15 protein-coding genes are annotated in these 17014 nt (G+C 70.4%); 6 read left to right on the top strand and 9 right to left on the bottom strand.

The window, feature by feature from the left end; all coding sequences use genetic code 11:
- Positions 1 to 71: 71 nt before the first annotated feature.
- Positions 72 to 1076 (top strand): COX15/CtaA family protein, encoded by a 1005-nt coding sequence (locus STRTU_RS27430; RefSeq protein ID WP_159747313.1) that lies wholly within the window; start codon positions 72 to 74, stop codon positions 1074 to 1076.
- On the opposite strand, the gene STRTU_RS27425 is transcribed toward STRTU_RS27430, so the two are convergent.
- From STRTU_RS27425 to STRTU_RS27415, 3 genes are all read right to left on the bottom strand, one after another.
- The gene (locus STRTU_RS27425) at positions 1049 to 2095 is read right to left on the bottom strand and encodes an amidohydrolase (protein ID WP_159747312.1); all 1047 of its coding nucleotides are present in this window, start codon (positions 2093 to 2095) and stop codon (positions 1049 to 1051) included. The two genes, STRTU_RS27430 and STRTU_RS27425, sit on opposite strands and share 28 nt — an antisense overlap.
- A gap of 136 nt (positions 2096 to 2231) precedes the next feature.
- Positions 2232 to 2612 (bottom strand): hypothetical protein, encoded by a 381-nt coding sequence (locus STRTU_RS27420; RefSeq protein ID WP_159747311.1) that lies wholly within the window; start codon positions 2610 to 2612, stop codon positions 2232 to 2234.
- A gap of 49 nt (positions 2613 to 2661) precedes the next feature.
- Positions 2662 to 3645 carry a heme o synthase gene (locus STRTU_RS27415; RefSeq protein WP_159747310.1) on the bottom strand — a complete coding sequence of 328 codons (984 nt, stop codon included), beginning with the start codon at positions 3643 to 3645 and terminating at the stop codon, positions 2662 to 2664.
- Positions 3646 to 4104: 459 nt separating this feature from the next.
- On the opposite strand from STRTU_RS27415, the gene tkt reads away from it, so the two are divergent.
- From tkt to pgl, 5 genes are read left to right on the top strand one after another with little or no spacing between them, the layout of a single operon-like run.
- Complete coding sequence (gene tkt / locus STRTU_RS27410; RefSeq protein ID WP_159747309.1) at positions 4105 to 6207, top strand: transketolase; 2103 nt, start codon at positions 4105 to 4107, stop codon at positions 6205 to 6207.
- Positions 6208 to 6241: 34 nt separating this feature from the next.
- Positions 6242 to 7360 (top strand): transaldolase, encoded by a 1119-nt coding sequence (gene tal, locus STRTU_RS27405; protein ID WP_159747308.1) that lies wholly within the window; start codon positions 6242 to 6244, stop codon positions 7358 to 7360.
- 6 nt (positions 7361 to 7366) lie between these two features.
- Positions 7367 to 8899 (top strand): glucose-6-phosphate dehydrogenase, encoded by a 1533-nt coding sequence (gene zwf, locus STRTU_RS27400; RefSeq protein ID WP_159747307.1) that lies wholly within the window; start codon positions 7367 to 7369, stop codon positions 8897 to 8899.
- Positions 8896 to 9939 (top strand): glucose-6-phosphate dehydrogenase assembly protein OpcA, encoded by a 1044-nt coding sequence (gene opcA, locus STRTU_RS27395; RefSeq protein WP_159747306.1) that lies wholly within the window; start codon positions 8896 to 8898, stop codon positions 9937 to 9939. The genes zwf and opcA overlap by 4 nt, the downstream gene beginning before the upstream one ends.
- The gene (gene pgl, locus STRTU_RS27390; RefSeq protein ID WP_159747305.1) at positions 9936 to 10718 is read left to right on the top strand and encodes a 6-phosphogluconolactonase; all 783 of its coding nucleotides are present in this window, start codon (positions 9936 to 9938) and stop codon (positions 10716 to 10718) included. Before opcA ends, pgl begins: the two co-directional genes overlap by 4 nt.
- A gap of 118 nt (positions 10719 to 10836) precedes the next feature.
- Here pgl and pgi read toward each other — a convergent pair whose 3' ends face one another.
- From pgi to STRTU_RS27360, 6 genes are all read right to left on the bottom strand, one after another.
- A complete protein-coding gene (gene pgi, locus STRTU_RS27385; protein WP_159749607.1) occupies positions 10837 to 12489 on the bottom strand; it encodes a glucose-6-phosphate isomerase in 1653 nt (550 codons plus the stop codon).
- A 57-nt stretch (positions 12490 to 12546) separates the two neighbouring features.
- On the bottom strand, positions 12547 to 13866 hold the full coding sequence (locus STRTU_RS27380; RefSeq protein ID WP_269777398.1) for an MFS transporter: 1320 nt from the start codon (positions 13864 to 13866) through the stop codon (positions 12547 to 12549).
- Positions 13867 to 14059: 193 nt separating this feature from the next.
- A complete protein-coding gene (locus STRTU_RS27375) occupies positions 14060 to 14395 on the bottom strand; it encodes an RNA polymerase-binding protein RbpA (protein WP_006606296.1) in 336 nt (111 codons plus the stop codon).
- Positions 14396 to 14550: 155 nt separating this feature from the next.
- The gene (gene secG / locus STRTU_RS27370; protein ID WP_086719581.1) at positions 14551 to 14787 is read right to left on the bottom strand and encodes a preprotein translocase subunit SecG; all 237 of its coding nucleotides are present in this window, start codon (positions 14785 to 14787) and stop codon (positions 14551 to 14553) included.
- A gap of 141 nt (positions 14788 to 14928) precedes the next feature.
- Entirely contained in the window at positions 14929 to 15705 is a 777-nt protein-coding gene (gene tpiA, locus STRTU_RS27365) for a triose-phosphate isomerase (protein ID WP_159747303.1), read from the bottom strand.
- 5 nt (positions 15706 to 15710) lie between these two features.
- Positions 15711 to 16913: a phosphoglycerate kinase gene (locus tag STRTU_RS27360; protein WP_159747302.1), complete on the bottom strand. Its 1203-nt coding sequence runs from the start codon at positions 16911 to 16913 to the stop codon at positions 15711 to 15713.
- Positions 16914 to 17014: the final 101 nt, after the last annotated feature.

The raw sequence follows: 17014 nt of genomic DNA, 5'->3' as shown, positions 1-17014 counted from the left end.
TTCCGGGTGGATCCGCTGCCGGGCGCACCCCTCGTGAAAGTTTGCACAAGGCGCCGCCTACGATGGCTCCCGTGCCGAACACGCTGAACCCCCTTGAGCTGATCGCCCGCCGCTGGCAGCCGTCCGCGGCCTTTGTGCGACGGGCCGCGCTGGCCACCGTCATCATGGCCGTGATCATCGTCGTCACGGGCGGCGCGGTCCGGCTCAGCCAGTCCGGGCTGGGCTGCTCGACCTGGCCCAAGTGCACGCCGGACAGCCTGACGCCGACCGCCGCGATGGGCATCAACGGGCTCATCGAGTTCGGCAACCGCATGCTGACCTATGTGCTGAGCGCGGTGGTCGGCCTGTTCATCATCGCCGCCCGCGCCCGTCACCCCCGGCGCCGCTCGCTCACCCGGCTCGGCTGGGCCCAGTTCTGGCTCGTCATGAGCAACGCCGTCGTCGGCGGCGTCACGGTCCTCACCGGCCTGAACCCGTACATCGTCAGCTCACACTTCCTGGCGGCCACGGCGCTGCTCACGGTCGCCGTACTGAGCTGGAAGCGGGCGAGCGAAGGCGACGAGGAGCCGCGCGACCTGGTCGCCCGTCCGGCGCGGCAGCTGGCCTGGCTGCTGGTGGCCGCGACCGGCGCGCTCACCGTCATCGGCACGGTCGTCACCGGCACCGGCCCGCACGCGGGCGACGCCACGAAGGTCCACCGCATCCCGCTGGACTGGCAGGAGATCACCCAGCTCCACGTCGACTTCGTCTACATCGTCGTCGGCCTGTCCGTCGCCCTGTGGTTCACCCTGCGCGCCGTCAAGGCACCGGCCGCCCCGCGCCGGATGCTCCTGGAGCTGTTCGTCTGTATCGCGGTACAGGGCATCATCGGCTACGTCCAGTACTTCATGGGCCTGCCCGAGATCGTCATCGGGCTCCACATGCTGGGGTCGTCCCTGGTGTGGATCTGTGTGCTGCGGGTCAGCTTGTCGCTGCGCGACCGCGGTCCGCTCCAGGAGGAGGACCCCAGCGGATCCGCCCCCTCGGGCGAGCAGGAAGCCCCCGAACCTCAGCCGGCCTCCGCGCTCAGCCGGTAGACCCGCCGCGCGGTCCCGAACCCCACCGTCTCGGTGATCCGCTGCCCGTCCCCGGGCCCGCACAGCCCCTCCTCGGTCCACTCCCCTACCAGGCGCGCCATGGCACGGACGAAGCACCGGGCGCCGGTCACATAGAGCTCCGGCAGCCCCCGGGCGCCCGAGGAGAACAGCAGCTTGCCGAACGGCGCCTGCCCCAGCGTCTCCTCTGGGCGGGGCCCGGCGTCCGCGTACACATGGGCGTGCACCGCGGCGAGCTGCGCCGCCCGCCGGTGGTGCGGTGCCTCCGGCAGCAGCACGAGGTCCGAGCCGATGCCGGTGGTGGCGCGCAGAAAGGCCACCAGCGGCTGCGGATCGGGGCAGTGCAGCTGCACCGGCAGACCGGTCGCCACCGCGCTCCACAGCAGATGCCGTACGAGCGCGGGCTCCCCGAGCCGCTCTCCGGGACGGCGGCGGCGCAGCCAGCGGTCCGCGGCCCGCCGCACCTCACCGGCCTCCGGGGCGCGCCCCTCGCAGTGGGTGGCGCCGGAGGCGAAGGCGGCGGCGTACTGGGCCGCGGCGTAGAGGGCCTCGGCGGTGTAGCCGAGGAAGGAGTCGACGCTGCCGGAGGTGTCGGCGACCTGCTCGGCGAGCGGTTCGAGCCGTACGACCTCATGGGCGCCGGCCGCGGCGGCGGTGGCGAGTTCGGTGGCCGAGGTCAGATTGCCGGGCGCCCCGGCCTCCAGCAGGAATGTGCCGATCCCGGAGCCGCGCAGCAGCATCCGTCCGGCCCGGTAGGCGCCCATCTCGCGTCGGCGCGCCAGATAGCGGGCGGGTGGGCAGTGCGGTTCCAGGCCCAGCAGCGGGGGGCACCAGCGGCGTACCGCGAGACCGGTGAAGCTGTCGAAGAAGCTGGTACCGGCGGGGGCCGGGCCGTGGGCGCCGGCCGCGGCGGCGAGATGGGTCTCGAAGGAGCCGAGGCCGAGTTCGTCGTGCACCGCGCCGACGCTGTACTGGTCGATCAGCGGTGGAAGTCCGTCCATCCGCTTCTCCTCGCCGAGAGCCCGCCGGGCACGGCCGAAGCGCCGCGCCTGGTGGGCTTAACGGACGAGGTGGTGGTGAGGTAGCGGGCTCCGCTTCCGGCGTACGCTCCGGCGCACGGCGCCCGGAGACCGCTCGTCAGCCGTTGGACGGGCCGCCGACCTGGATGCCCGCCATCCGCGACCACTCGTAGGGACCGGTGCGGACCTTGGCGGCGAGGTCGCCGTCGAAGTCGTCCTGGAGGGTGATACCGGCCGCGGCGGCGGCGTCCTTGGCGGAGTCGAAGGAGTCCGCGACGAGGTTGCCCCACTCGCCGTTGGCGCCGACGAGGGCGATCCGGGTGCGGCCGCGGCCGAGGTGCGCGAGCTGGCCCTCGGCGCTGCCGCCGTGGCTGTCGGCAAAGGCGCGGATCTGCTTGGTGAGCTTGGCCGTGCGCCGGCCGGCCCGCTTGTCGGCCGCCGTGCCGGCCGCCGCCTCCGCCTGCTCTTCCGCCTGCTGGATGTCTGCCATGAACAGCATGCTACCCGCGGGTACGGAAGTTTGTGAGGGTGATCCCCCACACCTCTTCTCAGCGCAGGAAGGGATCCACGGCGACGGCGACGAACAGCAGCGACACATAGGTGATGGACCAGTGGAACAGCCGCATCTCCTTGAGCTTGGGCCCCGTGATCCCGGCCTTCGCGCGGGCCTGGAGACCGTGTGCCTCCTTGAGCCAGAAGCCTCCGCAGACCAGGGCGACCGCGGTGTAGAACCAGCCGGTGTAGCCCAGCGGCTGGAGCAGCAGCGAGACCGCGACCATCACCCAGCTGTAGGCGACGATCTGCCGGGCTACGACCTTGTTGCCCGCGACGGCCGGCAGCATCGGCACCCCGACCCGCTCGTAGTCGTCCTTGACCTTCATCGACAGCGGCCAGTAGTGCGGCGGCGTCCAGAAGAAGATGACCAGGAAGAGGACGAACGAGGCCCAGGAGACGGTGTTCGTCACCGACGACCAGCCGATGAAGACCGGCATACAGCCCGCGATACCGCCCCAGACGATGTTCTGCGAGGTCCGCCGCTTGAGAATCATCGTGTAAACGACGACGTAGAAAAGCAGCGCACCGAGCGACAGCATCGCCGACAGCGGGTTGACGAGGTACCAGAACCAGGCGGTGGAGCCGACCGCGAGGGCGGTGGCGAACACCAGGCATTCACGGGGGCTCACCATGCCGGTGACCAGCGGACGCTGGGACGTGCGGTCCATCAGCGCGTCGATATCGCGGTCGAGGTACATGTTGAAGGCCGCGGCGCCGCCGGCGGAGAGGTAGCCGCCGATGCAGGTCTCCAGGACCAGCCACAGGTCGGGCACCCCCTGGGCAGCCAGGAACATCACCGGCACGGTGGTCATCAGCAGCAGCTCGATGACCCGCGGCTTGGTCAGCGCCACGAACGCCTTGACGCGGGCCCCGAACGGCCGCTCCCCGGGACTCCCCGGAGCCTCAGAGAGCTCCCCCACTGCCTGGACGACGTGGGCGGTGCCCCCACCCGCTGGACGGGATTCGACGGCCGTCACGCACACCCCTGGAAGTAACATCAGCGACCTTTGCCGCGGAAGAGATAAGGCATGCAAGCCCTTCCGGCGGTGAAGACGCGGTAGAGGGCTTGCGCGTACCACGCCACTTTAGACGCTGGCCATACGGCGATCTTCGCGGGGGTGGGGTCGTGTTGGGCGCCGTGCCGAGGCGTACCGGCGGCACCTTTCCCCGGCTGTTTCGCCCGGCGTTCAGGAGGCGAACCGGACCGCCTCCCGGCAGTCTGGTCGTAGGACCCGCGCTTCCGTGACAGGAATGCCGCAAGTCCTGATGTGGTCGCCCAAAGCGACCGGCGGCCGTGACCGCACCGCACCGACTGAGCGCCGAAAACACCGACTGAGCGTCGAAAAGACGCACGCACTCGCGGGGGTAGGCTCGACACCGCCTGGCGGACATACCGTCCGCGGCATTCGACATGTGGAGAGGAGCCCTGACTCAGGGTGAGCACCAAGCCGACCACCACAGATCTCGAGTGGACCGAACTGGATCAGCGGGCAGTGGATACCGTCCGTGTCCTGGCCATGGATTCCGTGCAGAAGGTCGGTAACGGCCATCCCGGTACGGCCATGAGCCTGGCGCCGGCCGCCTACCTTCTCTTCCAGAAGCTGATGCGGCACGACCCGGCGGACGCGAACTGGACCGGCCGCGACCGGTTCGTCCTCTCCGCGGGCCACTCCAGCCTGACCCTCTACATCCAGCTCTACCTCGCCGGTTACGGCCTGGAGCTGGCCGACCTGGAGGCGTTCCGCACCTGGGGCTCGAAGACCCCGGGCCACCCCGAGTACGGCCACACCACGGGCGTGGAGACCACGACCGGCCCGCTGGGCCAGGGTGTCGCCAACGCGGTCGGCATGGCAATGGCGTCGCGCTACGAGCGCGGGCTGTTCGACCCGGACGCGGCGCAGGGCACCTCGCCCTTCGACCACACCATCTACTGCATCGCCGGTGACGGCTGCCTCCAGGAGGGCATCTCCGCCGAGGCGTCTTCCCTGGCGGGCCACCAGAAGCTCGGCAACCTCATCCTGCTGTGGGACGACAACCACATCTCCATCGAGGGTGACACCGAGACCGCGGTCTCCGAGGACACCCTCAAGCGCTACGAGGCCTACGGCTGGCACGTCCAGCGCGTCGCCCAGCTGCCCAACGGCGACCTGGACCCGGCGGGCCTCGCCAAGGCCCTGGAGGCCGCCAAGGCCGAGACCGGACGTCCGTCGTTCATCGCGATGCGCTCGATCATCGCCTGGCCCGCCCCGAACGCCCAGAACACCGAGGCCGCGCACGGCTCGGCGCTGGGTGACGAGGAAGTCGCGGCCACCAAGCGGGTGCTCGGCTTCGACCCGGAGAAGTCCTTCGACGTCGCCGACGCGGTGCTCGCGCACACCCGCGCCGCCCTGGACCGCGGCCGCGACGCCAAGAAGGAGTGGGAGAAGTCGTTCGCCGACTGGCGCGCCGCCAACCCGCAGCGTGCCGCGGAGTTCGACCGGATCGCGGCGGGCGAGCTGCCCGAGGGCTGGGAGGACCACCTCCCCGCGTTCGAGACCGGCAAGGCCGTCGCCACCCGCGCCGCGTCCGGCAAGGTGCTGCAGGCGCTCGGCGGGGTCATCCCCGAGCTGTGGGGCGGCTCCGCGGACCTGGCGGGCTCGAACAACACCACGATCGACAAGACCTCGTCGTTCCTGCCCGAGGGCAACCCGCTGCCGGGCGCCAACCCTTACGGCCGCACGATCCACTTCGGTATCCGTGAGCACTCCATGGCCGCGGAGATGAACGGCATCGCGCTGCACGGCAACACCCGCATCTACGGCGGCACCTTCCTGGTGTTCTCCGACTACATGCGCAACGCCGTCCGGCTGTCCGCACTGATGCACCTGCCGGTGACGTACGTGTGGACGCATGACTCCATCGGTCTGGGCGAGGACGGCCCGACCCACCAGCCCATCGAGCACCTCGCCTCGCTGCGCGCCATCCCGGGCCTGAATGTCGTACGCCCGGCCGACGCCAACGAGACCGCCATCGCCTGGCGCGAGATCCTCCGGCGCTACACCAAGGAGTACGGCGTGGGGGCCCCGCACGGCCTCGCGCTGACCCGTCAGGGCGTGCCGACGTACCCGGCCAACGAGGACACCGTCAAGGGCGGTTACGTCCTGTTCGAGGCCACCGGCCCCGACGGGCAGGCCGCCGAGCCGCAGGTCGTGCTGATCGGCACCGGTTCCGAGGTGCAGCTCGCCGTCGGGGCGCGCGAGCAGCTGCAGGCCGAAGGCGTTCCCACCCGTGTGGTGTCGATGCCGTGTGTCGAGTGGTTCGACCAGCAGGACGCGGCCTACCGCGACAGTGTGCTGCCGCCGTCCGTCCGGGCCCGGGTCTCCGTCGAGGCCGGTATCGGTCTGACCTGGCACCGTTTCGTCGGTGACGCCGGGCGCATCGTCTCCCTGGAGCACTTCGGTGCCTCGGCCGACGGCAAGGTGCTCTTCCGCGAGTTCGGCTTCACCGCCGACGCGGTCGCCGCCGCCGCCCGGGAATCGCTCGAAGCCGCCGCGCGCTGACGCCCGTACACGACAAGTAGGAGATGCAGAACCCATGACAGACGCACTCAAGCGCCTCTCCGACGAAGGCGTCGCGATCTGGCTGGACGACCTGTCGCGCCAGCGCATCACGTCCGGCAACCTCGCCGAGCTGATCGACCAGCAGCATGTCGTCGGTGTCACGACCAACCCGTCGATCTTCCAGAAGGCCATCTCGGACGGCCACGGCTACGACCAGCAGGTCGCCGACCTCGCCGCCCGTAAGGTCACCGTCGAGGAAGCCATCCGCATGATCACGACGGCGGACGTCCGGGACGCCGCCGACATCCTGCGGCCGGTCTTCGACGCCACCGGCGGCCAGGACGGCCGGGTCTCCATCGAGGTCGACCCGCGCCTGGCGCACCGGACCACCCCGACCATCGCCGAGGCCAAGCAGCTGGCGTGGCTGGTGGACCGCCCGAACACACTGATCAAGATCCCGGCCACCAAGGCGGGTCTGCCGGCGATCACCGAGGTCATCGGCCTGGGCATCAGCGTCAATGTCACGCTGATCTTCTCGCTGGAGCGCTACCGCGAGGTCATGGACGCCTACCTGGCGGGCCTGGAGAAGGCCAAGGCGGCGGGCCTGGACCTGTCGCTGATCCGTTCGGTCGCGTCGTTCTTCGTGTCCCGTGTGGACTCCGAGATCGACAAGCGCCTGGAGAAGCTCGGCACGGATGAGGCCAAGGCCCTCAAGGGCAAGGCCGCGCTGGCCAACGCCCGGCTGGCCTACGAGGCGTACGAGGAGGTCTTCTCCACGGAGCGCTGGGCCGCTCTCGACAAGGCCGGCGCCAACAAGCAGCGCCCGCTGTGGGCGTCCACCGGCGTCAAGGACCCCGCGTACAAGGACACCCTGTACGTGGACGAGCTGGTCGCGCCCGGCACGGTCAACACCATGCCGGAGGCCACCCTGGAGGCCACCGGCGACCACGGCGCGATCACGGGTGACACCGTGCGCGCCCACTACGCACAGGCCAGGGCCGACCTGGACGCGATCGCCGGACTCGGGATCTCGTACGACGAGGTCGTGCAGCTCCTGGAGGACGAGGGCGTGGAGAAGTTCGAGGCGTCCTGGAACGACCTGCTCAAGTCCACGGAGGCGGAGCTCAAGCGCCTCGCTCCCTCGGAGGGCTGATCTCCCTTGACTGATTCCCACGGAGCCAACCCGCTCCGTGACGCCCTGGACCGACGGCTCCCGCGTATCGCGGGGCCGTCGGGCCTGGTGATCTTTGGCGTCACGGGCGATTTGTCCCGTAAAAAGCTGATGCCCGCCGTCTACGACCTCGCCAACCGGGGGCTGCTGCCACCGGGCTTCTCGCTCGTCGGGTTCGCCCGTCGCGAGTGGGAGCACGAGGACTTCGCGCAGGAGGTCTATGCGGCGGTCAAGGAGCACTCCCGTACGCCGTTCCGCGAGGAGGTCTGGCAGCAGCTGGTCCAGGGCTGCCGCTTCGTCCAGGGCAACTTCGACGACGACGAGGCCTTCGAGACGCTCAAGGAGACGATAAACGAGCTCGACAAGGCGCAGGGCACCGGCGGCAACTTCGCCTTCTACCTGTCCGTGCCACCGAAGTTCTTCCCCAAGGTCGTCCAGCAGCTGAAGAAGCACGGGCTGGCCGACCAGAAGGAGGACTCCTGGCGCCGCGCGGTCATCGAGAAGCCCTTCGGACACAACCTGGAGAGCGCACAGGAACTCAACCGGATCGTCCACGAGGTCTTCCCGCCGAACGAGGTCTTCCGGATCGACCACTACCTGGGCAAGGAGACGGTTCAGAACATCCTGGCGCTGCGGTTCGCCAACACGATGTTCGAGCCGCTGTGGAACCGCAGCTATGTCGACCATGTCCAGATCACGATGGCCGAGGACATCGGCATCGGCGGCCGGGCCGGCTACTACGACGGCATCGGCGCCGCCCGTGACGTCATCCAGAACCACCTCCTCCAGCTGCTCGCGCTGACCGCGATGGAGGAGCCCGCCTCCTTCGAGGCGGACGCGCTGGTCGCGGAGAAGACCAAGGTGCTGGGCGCGGTACGGCTGCCCAAGGACCTCGGCAAGGAGACCGTCCGCGCGCAGTACGCGGCGGGCTGGCAGGGCGGCGAACAGGCCGTCGGCTATCTCCAGGAAGACGGTATCGACCCCAAGTCGAAGACCGACACCTACGCCGCGGTCAAGCTGTCGATCGACAACCGCCGCTGGGCGGGCGTCCCCTTCTACCTGCGCACCGGCAAGCGCCTGGGCCGCCGGGTCACCGAGATCGCGGTGGTCTTCCAGCGTGCTCCGCACTCCCCCTTCGACCACACCGCCACCGAGGAGCTGGGGCAGAACGCCCTGGTCATCCGGGTGCAGCCGGACGAGGGCGTGACCGTGCGGTTCGGCTCCAAGGTGCCGGGCACCTCGATGGAGGTGCGGGATGTGTCGATGGACTTCGCGTACGGCGAGTCCTTCACGGAGTCCAGCCCCGAGGCGTACGAGCGGCTGATCCTCGATGTGCTGCTCGGCGACGCCAACCTCTTCCCGCGGCTGGAGGAGGTGGAGCAGTCCTGGCGGATCCTCGACCCGATCGAGGTGTACTGGGACAAGCACGGCAAGCCCGCGCAGTACCCGGCGGGCACCTGGGGCCCCGCCGAGGCGGACGAAATGCTCGCACGAGACGGACGGAGCTGGCGTCGCCCATGAAGATCGATCTGACGGAAACCACGTCCAGCAAGATCAACAAGGCGTTGGTCCAGGGCCGTCGCGCCGTCGGCACCCCTGCCATCGGCATGGTGCTCACCCTCGTCATCGTCACCGACGAGGAGAACGCCTATGACGCGCTGAAGGCGGCCAACGACGCGTCCCGTGAGCACCCCTCGCGCACCCTCGTGGTCATCAAGCGGGTCAGCCGCTCACCGCGCGACCGCGCCAAGGCCCGCCTCGATGCCGAGGTGCGGGTCGGCACGGACGCCGGCACCGGCGAGACGGTCATAGTGCGGCTGTACGGCGAGGTCATCGACCACGCCCAGTCCGTGGTGCTGCCGCTGCTGCTGCCGGACGCCCCGGTCGTGGTCTGGTGGGCGGTGAACGCCCCGGCGGCCCCCGCACAGGATCCGCTCGGTGCGCTGGCCCAGCGCCGGGTCACCGATGCCTACGCCTCTGAGCAGCCCATTCACGAGCTGTCCACCCGCGCGGAGACCTACACGCCGGGCGACACGGACCTGTCCTGGACCCGGATCACGCCCTGGCGCTCGATGCTGGCGGCGGCGCTGGACCAGGCCCCGTGCACGGTCACCTCGGCCGAGGTGACCGGCGAGGAGTTCAACCCCAGCTGCGAGCTGCTGGCCATGTGGCTGGCCGACCGGCTGAACGTCCCGGTCACCCGCAAGGTGTCCGACGGCCCCGGTCTGACGGCCGTACGGCTGGAGTCCAGCAGCGGCGCGATCGTGCTGGACCGCCCGGACGGCTCGCTCGCCACGCTCTCGATGCGCGGTCAGCCCGACCGTGCGGTGGCGCTCAAGCGGCGGGACACCTCCGAGCTGCTCGCCGAGGAGCTGCGCCGGCTCGACCCGGACGAGATCTACGCCGCCTCGCTGAAGTTCGGCGTGGACCGGCTCGGTCACGCCGACGGCCCGCAGCCGGCGGACGACCCGCAGCCGGCCGCCGGGGAGAAGGCCGCGGACGAGAGCGGCCCGGCCAAGCCCGCGGCGAAGAAGGCCGCGAAGAAGGCAGCCGCCAAGTGAGTGCTCCGCAGGTGGTCGTCCACCGCGACAAGGAGCTGATGGCCAAGGCCGCGGCGGCCCGGCTGATCACGAAGATCGTGGACGCCCAGGCCGCCCGCGGCTCCGCCTCCGTGGTCCTGACCGGCGGGCGCAACGGCAACGGGCTGCTCGCGGCCCTCGCCGAGGCGCCCGCCCGGGACGCGGTGGACTGGTCCCGGCTCGATCTGTGGTGGGGCGACGAGCGGTTCGCACCGGACGGCGATCCGGAGCGCAACCACACCCAGGCCCGGGAGGTGCTGCTGGACAGCGTCCCGCTGAACCCGGCACGGGTGCACCCCATGCCCGCGTCGGACGGCCCGTACGGCCATGACGCCGATGCCGCCGCCGAGGCGTACGCGGCCGCACTCGCCGCCGCCGCGGGCCCCGAGGACCACGGCCCGGTGCCGTCCTTCGACGTCCTGCTGCTGGGCGTCGGCCCGGACACCCATGTCGCCTCGCTCTTCCCGGAGCTGCCCGCCGTCTACGAGCAGGAGCAGACGGTGGTCGGGGTGCACGGCGCGCCGAAGCCGCCGCCCACCCGGGTCTCGCTGACCCTGCCCGCGATTCGCGCGGCACGGGAGGTCTGGCTGCTGGCGGCCGGGGAGGACAAGGCCAATGCCGCGGCCATCGCCCTCTCCGGCGCCGGTGAGGTGCAGGCCCCGGCGGCCGGTGCACGGGGCCGCAGCCGGACCCTGTGGCTGCTGGACGAGGCGGCGGCATCCCAACTGCCGCGCGGCCTCTACCCGCCGGCTTCGGCCTGAGCCCCCACCGGCTCCGGACCGAGCACGTCACCACCGCACGGCCGTAGGCCCCGCGCCCTTCCTTGAGGGTGCGGGGCCTACCGCCTTTCGCGCGGCGGTCCAGCGGCGCTCCCGGGCATCAACGCCCGCGCAGCTCCCGGTACTTGGCGACCAGACCGGCCGTGGAGGCGTCCAGACCGGGCACCTCGGCACCCTCGGTCAGGGCCGGTTCGACACGCTTGGCGAGGACCTTGCCCAGCTCCACACCCCACTGGTCGAAGGAGTCGATGTTCCACACCGCGCCCTGGACGAACACCTTGTGCTCGTAGAGGGCGATCAACTGGCCCAGCACGGACGGGCTGAGCTCGGCGGCCAGGATGGTGGTGGTGGGGCGGTTGCCCGGGAACGTCTTGTGCGGCACCAGCTCCTCGGCCACGCCCTCGGCGCGCACCTCGTCCGGCGTCTTGCCGAAGGCCAGTGCCTGGCCCTGGGCGAAGAGATTGGCCATCAGCAGATCGTGCTGGGCGACCAGCCCCGGCTGCAGATCGGCGACCGGCGCGGCGAAACCGATGAGGTCGGCCGGGATCATCTTCGTGCCCTGGTGCAGCAGCTGGTAGTAGGCGTGCTGGCCGTTCGTACCAGGCGTGCCCCAGACGACGGGCCCGGTCTGCCAGCCGACCCGGTTGCCCTGGCGGTCCACGGACTTGCCGTTGGACTCCATGTCCAGCTGCTGGAGATAGGCGGTGAACTTGGAGAGGTAGTGGCTGTAGGGCAGTACGGCATGCGACTGGGCATCCCAGAAGTTGCCGTACCAGATACCGAGCAGGCCCAGCAGCAGCGGGGCGTTCTCCTCCGGCGGGGCGGTGCGGAAGTGCTCGTCGACGAGGTGGAAGCCGGCCAGCATCTCGCGGAAGCGCTCCGGGCCGATCGCGATCATCAGCGACAGGCCGATCGCGGAGTCGAAGGAGTAGCGCCCGCCGACCCAGTCCCAGAACTCGAACATGTTGTCCGTGTCGATGCCGAACTCCGCGACCTTCTCGGCGTTGGTCGACAGCGCCACGAAGTGCTTGGCGACGGCCTCTCCCCCGGCCCCCAGGCCGGTCAGCAGCCAGTCCCGGGCCGAGGTGGCGTTGGTGATCGTCTCGATGGTGGTGAAGGTCTTCGAGGCGATGATGAACAGCGTCTCGGCCGGGTCCAGATCGCGGACCGCCTCATGCAGATCGGCGCCGTCCACATTGGAGACGAAGCGGAACTGCATGTCCCGGTGGGTGTAGGCGCGCAGCACCTCGTAAGCCATCGCCGGACCCAGGTCCGAGCCGCCGATACCGATGTTGACGACGGTCTTGATGCGCTTGCCGGTGTGGCCCTTCCAGTCGCCGGAGCGGACCCGGTCGCTGAAGGTGCCCATCCTGGTCAGCACGTGCTGGACGCCGGGGACGACGTTCTCGCCGTCGCTGGTCACGACCGCCGAGCCGGGCGCGCGCAGCGCGGTGTGCAGCACGGAGCGCTGCTCGGTGATGTTGATCTTCGCGCCGCGGAACATCGCGTCCCGCAGTTCGGCCACACCGGCCGCCGCGGCCAGCTCGCGCAGCAGCCCCAGCGTCTCGTCGGTGACCAGGTGCTTGGAGTAGTCCAGGTGCAGATCGCCGACCTGGAGGGTGTAGCGCCCGGCGCGCGCCGGGTCCCGCTCGAACAGCTCGCGCAGATGCACCTCCGCCAGCTGCTCGCGGTGCTTGCCCAGCGCGGTCCACTCAGGCATCTGATCGAGCCTGCTGCGGCCTTCTGCGTTCATCTCGGACATCAGCCTTCTTCATCTCGTACCGGCCCCGCCATCTCCCAACCTAATTGATCAGCGCACGGTAGGGGGTATCTGTCCGCCGCCGGACGGGGCGCCGTCGGGGGGCTGAAGAACAGGTGTCAACGCGGCCGTCCCCAGGGCCAGCAGGGCGGCGGCCAGCAGCGCGGGGGCGTTCGGGCCGAACGCCGTGGCGGCCGCGCCGCCGCACAGCGCGCCGAGCGGTGTCCCGGCGACCGAGACCGTACGGAAGGCGGCGCTGATCCTGCCGAGCATCCCCGCCGGGCTGCGCTGCTGCACGACCGTGGTCTCCAGGACGTTCCACACCATGCCGGCGAACCCGAACAGCCCGAGCAGCACGGCCGCGAGCCAGACCGTACGCAGCGTCCCGAGGCCCACCAGGGTCACGGCCTGGAGCACTCCGGCGAGCAGCAGGGTGCGGCCCCGGCCGCCGACGGCGGCGATCGTCCGGCCCGCGAGCAGCCCGCCCAGAACCATGCCGATGCCGTAGCCGGTGGTCACCACGACATACCCGGAGTCCCCGGCGCCCAGCCAGCCCTTGATGACCACCACCAGGGTCGCGATCAGCGCGCCGATGCCGACATTGCCCAGCGCCACCGACACACAGACGGCACGCAGCACCCGGTCGCGCCACAACTGCCGTATCCCCTCGGCTATTTCGCGCCGGAGGGTGCGCCCGGCGGTGGCCGTCCGCCCGGCCGGTGGACCGGTGCGCAAGGAGGCGACGAGGGCGGCCGCGACGAGGTAGGTGGCCGCGTCGGCCAGGAACGGGAGTGCGGCGCCGAGCGCGAGCAGCACCGGGGCCAGCGGGCCGCCGAGGAACCGCCCGGCCAGCTCCTGACCGGTCATCAGCCGGGCGTTGGCGGCAGCCAGCGCCTCCTTGGACACCACCGCGGGCAACAGGGCCGTGGCGGCGTTGTCGAACAAGGTCTGGAGGGTGGTGAGGGCGAAGGACAGCGCCAACAGCAACGCAATGCTTGCCCGGTCGAGCGCCACGGCCAGCGCGAACCCGGCCATCAGCCCCCCGCGCAGCACATCGACGGCCCACATCGCCCGCCGCTGGTCCACCCGGTCGGCCACGGCTCCGCCCAGCAGCCCGAAGAACAGCCAGGGAAGGAAGCCGCAGGCCGTGACGAGCGAGATCAGCAGCGGCGAATCGGTCAGGGCGTAGGCGAGCAACGGCAGGGCCGTGCCCCGCAGCGCGTCACCGAAGCGGGAGACCACGGCGGCGCTCCACAGCCGCCCGAAGCCGCCGCGCCAGGCAAGCGCGCCCACCGCCGCCGCCCGGCCCGCTTCCGTGACCGTCCCGCCCGCTTCCGTCCCGCCGTCCGCCATGCCGTCCCCCGTCCGCATCGTGCGCGTACGAAAAACGGTAGGGGCAGCCACTGACAGTGGCCCTCGGGCGACTTCCCCATCCGCTACCTCAGATGCGGACCGTAGGCCCTACGGGGGGCGCGTATCGCCGGGAGGGGGCACCGACGCGGAAGGCCCGGCCGGAGGGGGTGTGTCCCCTCCGGCCGGGCCTTCCGAGAGATGTGCTGATCCGTCAGATCTCGCCGCGGAGCTTGGCGAGCGCCTCCGCGAGGATCGCCTCACCGTCGGCGTCGCTGCGACGCTCGCGGACGTAGGCGAGGTGGGTCTTGTACGGCTCGGTGCGCGGCGGGTCCGGCGGGCTGTCCCGGTCCTTGCCGGCCGGGAAACCACAGCGCGGGCAGTCCCAGGTGTCCGGAACCTGCGCATCGCCGGCGAAGCTGGGCTGCGTCTCGTGCCCATTGGAGCACCAGAAGGAGATGCGGGTGCGCGGCGCGGACTCGCCGCGCTCGGCCTCCCCCATCGGCCCCGCCCCGACCCGACTTCCTCGGATCGCGTTGCCACTTGCCACGGTCGTAACTCCCTGCGTAATGGTGCTGCACAGCCTCTCGCAGCAGCTGCGCTGCGGAACGCCCCAGTCTACGTAAGGCCCAACGCGCGTCCAGTGGCTGGAGTTACCCGTCCGAGGACGCCACCCTCATGATAGGCCGCGTCTCCGACGCCGCGTCAGTTGCTGAGCTTCATCAGGATGCCGAGCACCACGATGCAGGCGAACCACAGCAGACCCACCACGATGGTGATGCGGTCGAGGTTACGTTCGGCGACCGAGGAGCCACCGACCGAGGACTGCATACCGCCGCCGAACATGTCGGACAGGCCGCCGCCCTTCCCCTTGTGCATGAGCACCAGCATCATCAGCAGCAGGCTGAAGACGATGAGGGCGATCGAGAACCCGATGACCACGGCTGGACCAACTCTCTAGGACTGACGGACGGACGTATGGATCACGATATCTGGAACAAATGCTGCGGGGCCGGGGGCGGTGCCGCTGCACCGGTCCCGGCCCCGACAGGGTACGACGAGGGTTCCCCCTCGTCATAGCTGCTACTGGTCGCGGAAACGGACGATCTTCACAAACTCGTCCGCGTCCAGCGCCGCGCCGCCGATCAGCGCGCCGTCGACGTCGGGCTGCGCCATGATCGCCGCGACATTGCCGGACTTGACCGAGCCGCCGTACTGGATACGGACCTTGTCGGCCAGCTCCTGGCTGTAGAGCTCGGCGAGACGGTCGCGGATCGCACCGCAGACCTCCTGCGCGTCCTCGGGGGTGGCGACCTCGCCGGTGCCGATGGCCCACACCGGCTCGTAGGCGATCACGATGGTCTCGGCCTGCTCGGCCGGGACGTCCGCCAGACCGCCGTCGACCTGGGCGAGGGTGTGCGCGACCTGGTTGCCGGCCTTGCGCACGTCCAGGCCCTCGCCGACGCACAGGATCGGGGTGATGCCGTTCCGGAAGGCGGCCTTGACCTTGGCGTTGCAGATCTCTTCGTTCTCGCCGTGGTACTGGCGGCGCTCGCTGTGGCCGATGGCCACGTACGCGCACTTGAGCTTGGCGAGCATCGGGCCGGAGATCTCACCGGTGTAGGCACCGGAGTCGTGCGCGGAGAGATCCTGGGCGCCGTACTTGATCTTGAGCTTGTCGCCGTCGACCAGCGTCTGCACCGACCGCAGATCGGTGAAGGGCGGCAGGACCGCGACCTCTACGGCGTCGAAGTCCTTGTCGGCGAGGGCGAAGGCGAGCTTCTGGACGTGGGCGATGGCCTCAAGGTGGTTGAGGTTCATCTTCCAGTTGCCCGCCATCAGCGGGGTACGGTCAGTCACGTTGTTCAGTCCTCCAGAGCGGCGAGGCCGGGGAGCGTCTTGCCTTCGAGGTATTCGAGGCTGGCGCCACCGCCGGTCGAGATGTGGCCGAATGCGGTCTCGTCGAATCCCAGCAGACGCACCGCGGCTGCCGAGTCACCACCCCCGACCACGGTGAAGGCGGGCGAGTCCAGCAGGGCCTGGGCGACGGCCTGAGTACCACCGGCGTAGTCGGGGTGCTCGAACACACCCATCGGGCCGTTCCAGAAGACCGTGCCCGCGTCGGCGAGCTTCGCGGCGTACAGCTCGCGGGTCTTCGGGCCGATGTCCAGGCCCTCCTTGTCGGCCGGGATGGCGTCCGCGGCGACGGTGTCGGGGTGCGCCGGGGCCTTGGTCTTCAGGTCCGGGAATTCGGCGGAGACCAGCACATCGACGGGGAGCACGAACTCCACACCGCGCTTCTCGGCCCGCGCCAGGTATTCCAGGCAGGCCGGAACCTGGTCCTCCTGGAGCAGCGAGATACCGACCTCGTGGCCCTTGGCCTTGAGGAAGGTGTACGCCATCCCGCCGCCGACCAGGATGCGGTCGGCCTTCTCGATCAGCTGGTCGATGACGGCCAGCTTGTCGGAGACCTTGGCGCCGCCCAGTGCGACGACGTACGGGCGCTTGACGTCCTCGGTGAGCTTCTTCAGGACCCCGACCTCGGTGGCGATCAGGTCGCCGGCGGCGTGCGGAAGACGCTTCGGGAGGTCGTACACGGAGGCGTGCTTGCGGTGCACGGCACCGAAGCCGTCGCCCACGTACAGGTCCGCGAGGCCGGCCAGCTGCTCGGCGAAGGCGCCGCGCTCGGCGTCGTCCTTGCTGGTCTCGCCCGCGTTGAAGCGGAGGTTCTCCAGCACGGCCACCTGGCCGTCGGCCAGGCCCGCGGTCACGGCCCGGGCGGACTCGCCGACCGTGTCGGCCGCGAACGCCACGTCCTGCCCGAGGATTTCGCCCAGCCGCGCGGCCGCCGGGGCCAGCGAGAAGGCCGGGTCCGGGGCACCCTTGGGACGGCCCAGATGGGAGGCGACGATCACCCGGGCGCCGCGCTCGACGAGCTTGGCGATCGTCGGGGCGACGGCACGGATCCGGCCGTCGTCGGTGATGGTGGTGCCGTCCAGCGGCACGTTCAGGTCGGCGCGGACAAAGACGCGCTGACCGGCGACCTGAAGGTCGTCGATCGTCTTCATGAGAAGTGACTCCGTGTTTGCGTAGCTCGGCCATGGGACGGGGCCCGTACGACGCTACTTCGCGTCATACGAGCCCCGTCCTCACATCTCGGTGCCTCGGG

Origin of the sequence: Streptomyces tubercidicus, assembly GCF_027497495.1 — a bacterium.
GTDB classification, from domain to species: Bacteria; Actinomycetota; Actinomycetes; order Streptomycetales; family Streptomycetaceae; genus Streptomyces; species Streptomyces tubercidicus.
This window is presented reverse-complemented; position numbering and strand designations above follow the sequence as displayed.